Source organism: Bacillus paramycoides, from assembly GCF_001884235.1.
Lineage (GTDB): Bacteria > Bacillota > Bacilli > Bacillales > Bacillaceae_G > Bacillus_A > Bacillus_A paramycoides.
The window spans coordinates 1-11,290 of record NZ_MAOI01000011.1 but is presented as its reverse complement, the minus strand read 5'-3'; the positions used below and the strand labels follow the sequence as shown (position 1 = coordinate 11,290).

Here is an 11,290-nt window from a genome sequence, read left to right as displayed (position 1 = left end):
GCAGTTGATCTCCCACCTAACTCCTTTGCTTTACAGCCGAATTTTGAGGTGGGAGTCTTACTGCCCGTTAATGCGGGATAAAAATAAAAAAGGGGGATTTCTCATTTTAGCCCTTCTTTTTTTACTTTTAAATATATCTTTCTCTCTCCCCCTCTGTCTGCTATAATGCCTAAAGGAAAGAAGAAAGCTTTGTTCCTTTAGGAGTGAAGCTTTCTTTTAACTTTTAATATGAATTAATCCTAATACTAAGATTTTAAAAGGAGGCTTTTTTATCATATGAGTTTTATGAGCATTAGAAAAAAACTGCTGTTCATGATGGGAACGGTTTGCGCTTTATTTGGCATCGCCTTAGCCTTTATTCTATTCTTCGCTATTGATCAAACTCGTAAGGCTGAAGCACTGCAAAAAGAAATTTCCCCCCTTGCAACAGAATTAAAAGAGCGTGGAGACGCTTATCAAGTTCAACTTTCTGCTTTAAGAGGTTATTTACTGCAACACGATCAGGTCGAATTAGACAAGTTTCATGAAATGAGTAAGCTTCTTGAAGATAAGAAAGCACAACTTCTTTCTAACCCTAACGTATCCCAATCCGTGAAAGATACAATGGAATTAGGCTCTACTTGGAGAAAATTTATTGAAGAAAAAGTTTTCTCTCTTGCAAAAGAACAAAAGTGGGACGAAGCATTACAAGTTGCTTCTTCAGAAAACGGCACTGTTTATAAAGTTATTGGTGATTTTACAAACTATAGCAACGAACAAGCTAAGTTACGTGAACAATCCATTGAAAAAATTGATCAATCAGCACTACTAATTGAATACGTTATATTCTTATCACTTGTTATATGTATTGTCGTTGCAATTATTCTTGCATGGTGGTTCTCTGGTAAGCTTGTAAAACCAATTCAGCAAATTGATACTAAACTAAAAGAATTATCCTCTCAAGAGGGTGACCTAACAGCTCGCCTACAAGTAAATAGCAATGATGAAATCGGTGCAATTGCAACATCATTTAATAAAATGTTAGAAAATCTGCAACATATCATTAATCGTGTTCAAAAAACTTCTGTGGAAGTACAAAACGCTTCTGAAAATATGCTAGAAAAGACCAATACATCGCTTGATGCGACAATAAAAGTTCAAAACTCGATGTCTAATTTAAATGCAAGCATTCAATCGCAAACTTCTAGTATGGAAGAAAGCTCGACTGCAATGGATGATATGTCAATAAGTGTTCAACGTATTGCAGAATCCGCTTCGTCTGTAGCCGAACTAGCTGTAGTCACATCTGAACATGCTAACGACGGAAGTACTGTAATCCAAAAATCTATTTCACAAATGACAACGATACACGAAGCCGTAAATGCTACATCCGAAGTAGTCGAACGTCTAATCACTCATACGAGATATATTGATACAGCTGTACAATCTATTTCTAATATCGCTGAGCAAACAAATCTACTTGCTTTAAATGCTTCTATTGAAGCGGCTCGTGCCGGCGAACAAGGGAAGGGATTTGCTGTCGTAGCAGATGAAGTTCGTAAACTTGCTGAACAATCAAAAACAGCTGCAACAGATATTAACCAATTGCTGCATCAAATTCAAAATGACACAGAAACTGCTAGCTCTATGATGTCTCAAGGTCGTTCCGAAGCATTTGAAGGTATTAACGTCATTCGTGAGGCCGGCTCTTCTTTCACAACAATCGTTGATCAAGTGAATAAAGTGTCCACTCAAATTCAAGACATATCAGCAACTGCTGAAGAGATGGCTGCAAGTGCTGAAGAAATGAATGCTTCACTCAATAACATTGCTTCAATTTCTAATGAAGTATCAAGTGAAACGGCCGCAACAGCGCAATCGGCTGAACAGAAAGTCGTTGTTATGAATGAAATGACTCTAACTGCAAAACAAATGAAACAAACGGTTGGAGAATTAGATCAACTTGTATCTCACTTTAAAACTGAATAGCTTTTCAAAAAAATTCCTCTTCCACGGAGGAATTTTTTTTAAGCTCATTTCCTGCACATTGCACGTATTTCCGTTATAATGAGAATCGATATCATTAATGTGTAGGAGGTGCTGCTCATGTCACAAGAAGCATTTGAAAATAAGTTGTATGCAAATTTAGAGGCTGTTATTGATCCAGAGCTAGGTGTTGATATTATCAATCTTGGATTAGTTTATGACGTTACAGCCGATGAAAATAATAATGTTGTCATTACAATGACGATGACTTCTATCGGTTGTCCAATGGCTGGCCAAATCGTATCAGACGTTAAAAAGGTATTATCAACGAACGTACCTGAAGTAAATGAAATAGAAGTAAACGTTGTATGGAATCCACCGTGGACGAAAGAACGTATGTCACGCATGGCAAAAATCGCATTAGGTATCCGTGATTAAAGAAAGAAAAGACCTGACAATCCAGTCAGGTCTTTTTTCTCTTATTATTTTACTCCTACAGCGTCATAAGCTTTCGTTACAGCTTGTACAGCTTTAGAGTTTTTACCATATAAATCTTCTGCTGATTGAAGTGCAGCTTGACGCATCATTTTAAAGTCAGAGTTTGCAGTTAAATATTTAGTAAGAGCACGGTAATAAATTTTCTCTGTCGCTTCACGGCCCACTCCAGTTACTTTCACACCGTAATGCTCTCCGCCGTCAGATACTAAGTATGCAGCTTTATTGTTAATACTACTGTTAATGTGAACGCCGCCATTATCAGCTGTTCCAGTATAGCGTTTATTGTAATGATCTGGGTAACCTTCACCTGGTTTTAATGGATTTGGAATAGATGCTGGATCTTTCAGAGAACGAAGCGCATCACCAGGTTTTCCAGGTGTATAAATATCCGCACCTAAATCCCAGCTCTTCTTCTCAACCATGACACCCATAATATCAGATAACGATTCATTTAACGCACCTGACTCATTTTTGTAAACAAGATTTGCTGTATGTTCAGTTACAGCATGCGTTAACTCATGGCCAATAACGTCTAGGCCAGCTGATAATGGAATAAATGTCTTTCCATCACCATCACCATACATCATTTGCACACCGTTCCAAGCCGCATTATTCCATGCTGTACCTACGTGAACAGTAGAAATAAGTTTTGCACCTTTATCATCGAAAGAATTACGATTAAATGTCTTTTTATAGTAATCGTATACTTTTCCTGCGTTCACATGCGCATCAACTGCCGCTTTATCTTCGAAGAACTTAGATTTACTTTCAACTTCTTCTCCTGTATATCCAAGCCATTGTGAGAATAAATTAAACCAGTTTTCGTCCATATTCTCTGCATCAAATGTATGGATACCTTGTCCTCGTTTACCATCAAATAAGTTGAACGCTCCTGTTTTCGCATCTTGAGCGATTTCAAATGATTGTCTACCGCCTAATACGCCATAACCAAATCCAGTAATTTGATCTACAGCATTATATTTCTCAATAATATTTCCATTTGTCGCATCAACAAAATAATGCCAATATCCTGGAGCTGGTTTTGAAACTGACGCTTTAACAAGGTATGCAAGATAGTACTTTCCATCTTTTTCATACACAAATAAATCTTTTTTCACACCATCATAATTATTTACTTTACCAATTTCTTTCTCAATATCAGCTTTTGCGATCGTTTCTGCTTGTTCCGCACTAACGCTTGCTGCCGCTGGAATATTTTTATCTTCTAAATTCGGAATAACTTGTCCGAAAAATGCTTTTACATTATTCTCTTTATCAAGAGTAACAGTTTGATCTGATCCATACACAGGAATGTTATTATGTTTCTCAACTAACTTCACATGTGTCGTACCAGATTCAGCATCTTTTTCTTCCCCAACGACATTGAAATGTTTGTCAATGTTTCCCGCTAGTTTAAACATATCTTTTTTACTCTCTAAATATTGAAAGACCGTCTCTTTTTTATCTAGTCCTTCCGGTGCTTTCCATTCTTCACCTATGTAAGCTGGTGTTTTAAACTCTTGGTGATACTGGATTTTTTGCTCTTCCGCTTGTGTTTTTGTTGCTCCAAATGCCCCAAATCCTCCAATAACAACGGATAACGCTAATGCTGATGAAACTACTTGCTTTTTCAATCTAACACTCCCCATTCCCCTAAAAGTTTTTGACACCTTTATAATATTCTGAATATTCATCCTAATACCTGTTTCCAAAAATTGAGAAAGTTTTTTCTGATAATTCAACGTATAAAAAAGAGGACATCTTTTTTCGATGTCCTCTTTCCTCTAACTTTTCATCCCGTTATTCATATACTGAAAAATCACCACAAATTAAAATCTTGTTTTATCCTGCATTAACTGTCCGTAAAAGCCTGATTGGTGTGGGATGAACACCTCTCCACTGATTAAAGTTTCACTTTATTGTATTTTCATTTCAATTGCTAAATAATGTGACTTCTCTTTCGCTTGAATGTGAATATCCTCTTCTACAGCCTCCGCTGCATCACGCATTACAAGTGTTTCACCGTTTACAACACTACTACCTTCAATTTGTACAAGGTACAATTGACGTCCTTCTGTAACAGGAAAATGAATTTCTTTACCAGCTTCTAACGATAAAGAATATAAATTTGCATCTTGGTGAATACGAATTGGTGCATCTCCATCAGAAGAAGATACCATATGGAACCACTCGTTTTCACGTTTACTCCAATCAAATTTAAACTCACCATAGTTTGGCTTATGATCCGCACGGTCTGGTAAAATCCAAATTTGTAATAAACGCAATGTCTCATTTCCTAAATTATGCTCACTATGAAATACACCAGTACCTGCACTCATATATTGAACATGTCCACGCTCAATTGTTCCGCGGTTTCCCATACTATCTTCATGCGTTAAAGCACCGTCTACAACGTACGAAATAATCTCCATATCGCGGTGTGGATGCATATCAAAACCAGTTTGTGCCGCTACTAGATCATCGTTAATCACACGCAATGCTCCAAAGCTCATGTTATCTGGATTATAGTAATTAGCAAAGGAAAAATGAAAATGTGTATTTAACCAGCCGTGATTTGCTCTTCCCATATTTTTATGATCAACTTTTCTAAACATATCCTTCACCTCATATTATCTCGAATTCAAGATTTATTTTAAAATTTTTTCTTACTGTAATTTTTTTAGTAATTTTAATAATTGATTTTGTTCTTCTATATTTAAATTATGAAACTGCTCCGCTTGGAACGTTTCTTGAGGTGGGACGATTTCCTCATATAAAGCTCTTCCCTTTTCTGTTAACGAAATATATTTCGTAGTACCTTCTTGTTCACGCCCAATCCACTCCAGCTGCTCCATTTTATTTAAAAGCTGAGTGACATTTCCTTTCGTAACAAATAGCTTATTTCCAAGTTCTTGCTGCGTTAAACGATCGTGGCCTCCAATTTGAACTAATACATCAAACTGAGCAGCAGATACATTCCACTTTTTCAAATGCTGATTTGTCTCACGAATACTTCTATTATAAAAGCGTGATAAACGAAACCATAATAGTAACCCTAGTCTTTCTTCTGTTTTCATTCCATCACCTCGCTCGTTTGATATTATTAGTTTAGAACTAAACTTTATAAAAGTCAAATACTTATTTTTAGTAAGCACAAAAGAAAGCACAGCACTATTTCTCCACTATGCTTTACATCAATTTTCTATTTTTATATTCATCTAATTTCCTCTCCGCGAAATTCCTCGCATCTTTCTCAATCCATCTCTCTTCGTACGATTCACTTCCAACATACAATACATCCCTCTTATGCTGCATCGCATGGCGAAATTCATGCAAAAGTGTTTTAAGCACTTGCTCATACTCTTCCCACATACAAACGAAAATTAATTGTTTTTCCTTATGATAAAAACCACCTACTGGGAATAAAAACTCCTCTTCTTCTTCCCCTAGTGCTAAAAGCACATTATTTGCATCACACGTATCACAAAAAATAACTGGTGTTTTACTTACTTCAATAAGAGAAAACAAATCATTTCTAATCCTTTTGACATCCCAAGGAAGCTCCGAATCCAACACATACCAATTCTCAACTTGTTGATATACATTTTGAAACTGGAGTTCCATTTCTCTATAATCCCCTTCCAAAACTCCCTTTTCTTATATATATGCCACAATATGGCAAATATTAAACATATCCCTCTCTAACCAATGTGGCGTCATATCTATTTCTTGTAAAAAAGGAATCTATTTATCAATAGATTCCTTCACGATAATGATTTTTATAAAATCCGATCTTATATGTCAATTTTTCAAAGCAAAGCTTTATACATAATATATTCCTATTTGTTACTCTGTTTTCGTACTTTTTTCAACACGAAATAACAAATGCCTAACCCTATAGCCGCAAGTGCAAAATATTTAACATAAGGGCCAGCCACTTTATTGATACTTTCCCATTCTTCACCTAATTTTAGGCCTAAATACACAAATACAATTGACCACGGAATAACAGCAAGTGTAGTCAGCGTAATAAATTTAACATGCGACATTTTCGCAATACCTGCTGGTATCGAAATAGCATGACGTACAACAGGAATAAAACGTGCTGTAAAGATAACACCTATTCCATAGCGATTAAACCACGCTTCCGCATAATCAATATGTTTCTTTTGAATTAAAATATATTTCCCATAGCGTTCAAGAACTGGTCTTCCCCCGTAACGGCCGATCCAATAAATAAATAGTTGCGCGATTACACCGCCAATTGTACCGAATGCAACAGCACCCCAAAATGTAATGCTTCCTGTTGATACTAAATACCCTGCATACGACAACACGATTTCACTTGGGATAACTTCCAGCATTAATCCAAGCATAATTCCCCAATAACCGAGTCCTTCTAGAAAAACTAAAACTGAATGAATTAAATCTCCTAACATCTTTTACCTCTCTCTTTACTGTTTTCATTATCCAAAATAAAAGTACAAGAAGTGAATATCTTGTACTTTTGTTTTTTCTAAGTTTAGGTAGTCTTTGTATTCCACTTAAAGATTTTATTCAAGAACTTATATATATTATTTGATTCCTTAGTAAGAAGCGGTCCTAAAATGGATAGGATGAGCACATATAGCGCAGAGAATGGCTTCAATACTGACATTAAACCACCCGCAATACCAATGTTGGCCATGATGATAGAGAATTCTCCTCTTGAAACAATTGTTAGACCAATATTTGTCGATGCTTTATGAGATAATCCAGCTTGTCTTCCTGCAATCATTCCCGCTACAAAGTTACCGATTATTGTAAGGAGTACAGCACCTAACGTTAGCCATATTGCTCCGCCTAATGAGAACGGATCTATACTTAACCCGAAACTGAAGAAGAAAATAGCTCCGAAAAAGTCTCTAAATGGAACAACAAGATGTTCGATTCGATCACTATGCTCTGTCTCAGAGAAAACTAGTCCTAAAAGAAGTGCCCCGATTGCTTCTGCAACGTGAATTGTTTCTGAAAAACCTGCAATAAAGAATAACGAAGCAAATACTACAATAATAAAGATTTCATCTGAACTAATATTCAACAGTTTATTTAATAACGGCGTAGCCTTTCTAGCTACAATAAAGAATAGAAGCATATATCCTAAAGCAATTCCAATTGAAGTGAGAGCACCTAAGAATGAAGCGTGATCCCCAAGGACTAAGCCAGAAACTACCGATAAATATACAGCAAGGAATATATCTTCAAACATAATAATTCCTAAAATTAGTTCGGTTTCATTATTACCAGTTCTTCTTAAATCAACTAACACTTTAGCAACGATAGCGCTAGAAGAAATCGTAATAATACCCGCAATAATTAAGATTTCAAGTAACGGGAAGCCCATTATAAATCCGTATAATAATCCTAGCGAAAAGTTAATTAAGATATAAATCGTTCCACCAATCGCAATAGAGCGTCCAGATTTAATTAGTTTTTTCATCGAAAATTCTAATCCTAGATAGAAAAGAAGGAACAGAACGCCAATCCTTCCAAGGAAGGAAATCACACTTGCACTTTCAATAAATTTGAGATCGATAACACCTATTGTCGGCGCGTGCGGCCCTACTAACATTCCGAGTACAATTAGAAAAGGAATTACTGAGAATTTAAACTTTCCAGCAATCACCGCAGCAATTGCAACTAATATTAACGCTGTACCAACTTCAAAAATTAAAGTATCCATCTAGTCAGTCCCCCTATTTGAAAGTAATTCATTAATAATTTTTTTAATTTCTTCTCTCTCACCTGAAACTACAAGCATATCTCCTTCTTCAATTACCGTTTCTGGTCCTGGATTAAATAGCTTTTTCATATTCTTTTTCATAACTGCAATTATCGTTACGCTGTATGTTTTTCTTATTTCAAGATCACCAATTGTTTTTCCGATTGCCGGAGCTGTATTCTCCACTTTAAACCACTCAATCGCTAAACCTTCAAAAACCATTTCAACATTTTCTAATGCTCTAGGCTTGTATACCATTCCACCTAATATTGCTGCAATTTGTCTTGCCTCTGAGTCACGTAATGAAATACTTGAGATGCTTTCTTCATGGTCTGAATCAAAATGATACATTTCTCTACGCCCATCATCATGAATGACAATCACCATCTTTTCGTTACCTTTCGTAACGATTTGAAATTTGTAACCAATACCCGGAAGTTCACTTTCTCTAATATTCATATTTAGCTCCTCCACAACGATTTTTATTTGAATTTTCTGTTTTTCTGTCTTTTATTCATCCAATCCATTTTAGAAATTCTAACCATTCAGGATACCTGTGATTTGGAAATCTTTTATTGTAATAATAAGTGGCTCCTAAAAAGATACTTAAAGATGTAATGATAAAAAATACATTACTTCTCATTTTCAAACTCTTAAGACTTACTTTCAATAAAGATTCTTCTTTCAAATTATCCCCTCTTTCTCGCTTTAAATTTAGTTTTTTAAAATGTAAATAATTCTAAAAATATTACGATGTAACATAATCATAACATAAAATACGTTTAAGTAACATAATTTTTTAGAAAAATTGATTCTGGTATATTTTTTGCATATAATTTTCTTATTACGAAAAAAAGGAAGTGTATTATATGGTTGATATCTTTAGCAGATTCCTTGAGGTGACGAATAATATTTTGTGGTCATATATTCTTATTGCAATGTTAATCGGCTTCGGTCTTTATTTCTCTATTAAATTGAAATTTGTCCAAATTACGCATTTCGGTGAGATGGTCAGTTTAATTAGTAAAGGATTCAGTCAAAAAGAAAAGAAAAAAGATAGCATCTCCCCATTCCAAGCATTTTGCTTAAGTGCAGCGGCACGCATCGGTATCGGAAACTTAGCTGGTGTAGCATTAGCAATTTCCATGGGTGGACCCGGCGCAGTATTTTGGATGTGGTTTATCGCTATTCTCGGAGCAGCTACTAGTTTTGTAGAATGTACGCTTGCACAAATTTATAAAGTAAAAGATGGAAGCAGATTCCGTGGTGGCCCAGCATATTACATGGAAAAAGGGTTAAACAAACGCTGGATGGGCATTTGGTTTTCACTTCTCATTACAGTTGCGTACGGATTAATTTTCAATTCAGTACAAGCAAATACAGTAACAATAGCGTTTGAAAATGCTTTTGGACTAGAGCGAACTATCGTAGGAGCTCTATTAGCTTTATTAGTCGCAGTTATTATTTTTGGCGGTATTAAGAGCATTTCACGTATTACAGAAATGATTGTTCCTCCAATGGCAATCGTTTATATTTGTGTGGCTATTTTTGTCGTTATTAAAAACTTCAATATGTTACCAAGCATTTTTCTAGAAATATTTAACGGTGCATTCGGTTTAGACCAAGCCATCGCTGGTGGTATTGGAGCAGCAATCAAGTTCGGAATTCAGCGCGGTTTATTCGCGACAGAAGCAGGTATGGGTAGCTCTCCTAATGCAGCTGCAACATCAGATGTATCTCACCCTGCAAAACAAGGACTTGTTCAAGCATTAGGTGTTTTCGTAGACACATTCTTAGTATGTACATCAACAGCATTTATCGTATTATGTTCTGGACTTTACAAAGGATCAAATTTACAAGGAATTGAATTAACACAACAAGCATTAAGTTCACAAATCGGACCGTGGGCAAGCACTTTCTTAGCGATTATTATTTTCCTATTTGCTTTCAGTTCCTTACTAGGAAACTACTATTATGGTGAAACAAATATCGCATTCATTAAAGAAAGCAAAACATGGTTAATGATTTATCGCGTTGCAGTTGTCGGAATGGTGTTCTTCGGATCAATCGCTGCCCTTCAAACAGTTTGGAGTTTAGCTGATTTCTTTATGGGACTAATGGTATTTACAAACTTAATTGCCATCTCATTCCTTAGCAAGTTCGCCTACGCAGCATTAGTAGACTATATTAAGCAAAAGAAACAAGGAAAAGATCCTGTTTTCTATGCAAGTTCTATCCCTGGCTTAAAAAATACGGAGTGCTGGGATGGGCAGGATATAGAAGAGAAACAGCAGGCTGGATAACGACTAAAAGCGGAGGTGACTTGCTCAGAACAGGAAGGCGCGAAATGACCGACTGTTCTAGTCACCGGAGCTGGATACTAAATAGAAATCCCTATTACTTCACAGTAATAGGGATTTTTATTTACAACAGTTCATAATTTGTTCAAATTAATTCCAGCAAAAGGGTTGATTTATACAAATTACTAGATTATAATAATTATAAATTAGTAATTGATATAACATAACAACTCAAAAGGAGATTGATCATAATGAATAAACAAGTAATCGAAGTATTAAACAAACAGGTAGCAAACTGGAGCGTTTTATTTACAAAACTACACAACTTCCATTGGTACGTAAAAGGACCTCAATTCTTCACACTACATGAGAAATTTGAAGAGCTTTACACAGAATCAGCTACTCACATCGATGAAATTGCAGAACGTATTTTAGCAATTGGTGGCAAACCAGTAGCAACAATGAAAGAATACTTAGAACTATCTTCTATTCAAGAAGCAGCTTACGGAGAAACTGCAGAAGGGATGGTCGAAGCAATCATGAAAGACTACGAAATGATGCTAGGCGAATTGAAAAAAGGTATGGAAATTGCACAAGACTCTGACGACGAAATGACATCAGACTTACTACTTGGCATCTACACAGAACTAGAAAAACACGCTTGGATGTTACGCGCATTCTTGAATCAATAATAACTTAAAAGCGGAAGCGGCTCGTTCAGAATGTGAGGAGGATGGAGTTTTTGACGTAGAGGCGCTCTTTGCCT

At 35.9% G+C, this 11,290-nt stretch carries 11 protein-coding genes; 4 read left to right on the top strand and 7 right to left on the bottom strand.

Annotated elements, in window-relative coordinates:
- Positions 1–276 precede the first annotated feature (276 nt).
- Both BAU28_RS01340 and BAU28_RS01335 read left to right on the top strand, forming a co-directional pair.
- Positions 277–1,968 (top strand): methyl-accepting chemotaxis protein, encoded by a 1,692-nt coding sequence (locus BAU28_RS01340; protein WP_071717489.1) that lies wholly within the window; start codon positions 277–279, stop codon positions 1,966–1,968.
- Positions 1,969–2,085: 117 nt separating this feature from the next.
- Positions 2,086–2,403, top strand: coding sequence for a metal-sulfur cluster assembly factor (locus BAU28_RS01335; protein ID WP_002174114.1), 318 nt, complete (start codon positions 2,086–2,088; stop codon positions 2,401–2,403).
- Positions 2,404–2,447: 44 nt separating this feature from the next.
- Here BAU28_RS01335 and nprB read toward each other — a convergent pair whose 3' ends face one another.
- The 7 genes from nprB to BAU28_RS01300 all read right to left on the bottom strand — a co-directional run bounded on the left by nprB (position 2,448) and on the right by BAU28_RS01300 (position 8,683).
- Positions 2,448–4,097 carry a neutral protease NprB gene (nprB, locus tag BAU28_RS01330; protein ID WP_071717488.1) on the bottom strand — a complete coding sequence of 550 codons (1,650 nt, stop codon included), beginning with the start codon at positions 4,095–4,097 and terminating at the stop codon, positions 2,448–2,450.
- A gap of 282 nt (positions 4,098–4,379) precedes the next feature.
- Positions 4,380–5,078 (bottom strand): pirin family protein, encoded by a 699-nt coding sequence (locus BAU28_RS01325; protein WP_071717487.1) that lies wholly within the window; start codon positions 5,076–5,078, stop codon positions 4,380–4,382.
- Between the two features lie 51 nt (positions 5,079–5,129).
- The gene (locus BAU28_RS01320; RefSeq protein ID WP_071717486.1) at positions 5,130–5,540 is read right to left on the bottom strand and encodes a MarR family winged helix-turn-helix transcriptional regulator; all 411 of its coding nucleotides are present in this window, start codon (positions 5,538–5,540) and stop codon (positions 5,130–5,132) included.
- Between the two features lie 112 nt (positions 5,541–5,652).
- Entirely contained in the window at positions 5,653–6,087 is a 435-nt protein-coding gene (locus BAU28_RS01315; RefSeq protein ID WP_002174118.1) for a DUF3920 family protein, read from the bottom strand.
- A gap of 215 nt (positions 6,088–6,302) precedes the next feature.
- Positions 6,303–6,902 (bottom strand): undecaprenyl phosphate transporter UptA, encoded by a 600-nt coding sequence (gene uptA / locus BAU28_RS01310; protein WP_071717485.1) that lies wholly within the window; start codon positions 6,900–6,902, stop codon positions 6,303–6,305.
- Positions 6,903–6,985: 83 nt separating this feature from the next.
- Positions 6,986–8,185 carry a cation:proton antiporter gene (locus BAU28_RS01305; RefSeq protein WP_025148266.1) on the bottom strand — a complete coding sequence of 400 codons (1,200 nt, stop codon included), beginning with the start codon at positions 8,183–8,185 and terminating at the stop codon, positions 6,986–6,988.
- Positions 8,186–8,683 carry a cation:proton antiporter regulatory subunit gene (locus BAU28_RS01300; RefSeq protein WP_001026076.1) on the bottom strand — a complete coding sequence of 166 codons (498 nt, stop codon included), beginning with the start codon at positions 8,681–8,683 and terminating at the stop codon, positions 8,186–8,188.
- 410 nt (positions 8,684–9,093) lie between these two features.
- Between BAU28_RS01300 and BAU28_RS01295 the strand changes: the two genes are divergently transcribed.
- Together BAU28_RS01295 and BAU28_RS01290 are read left to right on the top strand one after the other, a co-directional pair.
- On the top strand, positions 9,094–10,527 hold the full coding sequence (locus BAU28_RS01295; protein ID WP_071717484.1) for an alanine/glycine:cation symporter family protein: 1,434 nt from the start codon (positions 9,094–9,096) through the stop codon (positions 10,525–10,527).
- 248 nt (positions 10,528–10,775) lie between these two features.
- Positions 10,776–11,216, top strand: a complete 441-nt coding sequence (locus tag BAU28_RS01290) for a Dps family protein (RefSeq protein ID WP_002174124.1) — start codon at positions 10,776–10,778, stop codon at positions 11,214–11,216.
- The last annotated feature ends 74 nt before the right edge of the window (positions 11,217–11,290 follow it).

What these genes read in the sequence shown, in the direction of transcription:
- BAU28_RS01315 (WP_002174118.1), bottom strand. Translation starts at nt 6,087, where the DNA reads ATGGAACTCCAGTTTCAAAATGTATATCAACAAGTTGAGAATTGGTAT.
- BAU28_RS01335 (WP_002174114.1), top strand. Translation starts at nt 2,086, where the DNA reads ATGTCACAAGAAGCATTTGAAAATAAGTTGTATGCAAATTTAGAGGCT.
- BAU28_RS01290 (WP_002174124.1), top strand. Translation starts at nt 10,776, where the DNA reads ATGAATAAACAAGTAATCGAAGTATTAAACAAACAGGTAGCAAACTGG.
- BAU28_RS01340 (WP_071717489.1), top strand. Translation starts at nt 277, where the DNA reads ATGAGTTTTATGAGCATTAGAAAAAAACTGCTGTTCATGATGGGAACG.
- uptA (WP_071717485.1), bottom strand. Translation starts at nt 6,902, where the DNA reads ATGTTAGGAGATTTAATTCATTCAGTTTTAGTTTTTCTAGAAGGACTC.
- BAU28_RS01320 (WP_071717486.1), bottom strand. Translation starts at nt 5,540, where the DNA reads ATGAAAACAGAAGAAAGACTAGGGTTACTATTATGGTTTCGTTTATCA.
- BAU28_RS01325 (WP_071717487.1), bottom strand. Translation starts at nt 5,078, where the DNA reads ATGTTTAGAAAAGTTGATCATAAAAATATGGGAAGAGCAAATCACGGC.
- BAU28_RS01300 (WP_001026076.1), bottom strand. Translation starts at nt 8,683, where the DNA reads ATGAATATTAGAGAAAGTGAACTTCCGGGTATTGGTTACAAATTTCAA.
- BAU28_RS01305 (WP_025148266.1), bottom strand. Translation starts at nt 8,185, where the DNA reads ATGGATACTTTAATTTTTGAAGTTGGTACAGCGTTAATATTAGTTGCA.
- BAU28_RS01295 (WP_071717484.1), top strand. Translation starts at nt 9,094, where the DNA reads ATGGTTGATATCTTTAGCAGATTCCTTGAGGTGACGAATAATATTTTG.